Source organism: Streptomyces sp. L-9-10 (genome assembly GCF_004151105.1).
In the GTDB taxonomy this organism is placed as follows: domain Bacteria; phylum Actinomycetota; class Actinomycetes; order Streptomycetales; family Streptomycetaceae; genus Streptomyces.
Genome location: NZ_PHRF01000021.1, coordinates 1 through 217, shown reverse-complemented (window position 1 = coordinate 217; position 217 = coordinate 1). Strand labels below are relative to the sequence as shown.

The 217-nt window shown below is 68.2% G+C and carries 1 protein-coding gene; it reads left to right on the top strand.

Features of this window, described 5'->3' with window-relative positions; all coding sequences use genetic code 11:
* Positions 1 to 217: KR domain-containing protein (locus tag CU044_RS04710; protein ID WP_129767171.1), on the top strand; the 217-nt coding region annotated here is incomplete at both ends.

The following is a 217-nucleotide window of genomic DNA, read 5'->3' as shown; positions in this document are numbered from 1 at the left end:
TGCCGCCTTGTTCGGGAGTGCGGGGCAGGGTAATTACGCGGCGGGTAACGCGTTTTTGGATGCGTTGGTGGAGCGTCGGCGGGCTGAGGGTCTGCCGGGTGTGTCGTTGGCGTGGGGTCCGTGGGATCAGTCGGGTGGGATGACGGGGACGTTGTCGGCGGCGGACGCGGAGCGGATGGCTCGTGCGGGTGTGCCGGCGTTGTCGGTGGAGTTGGGT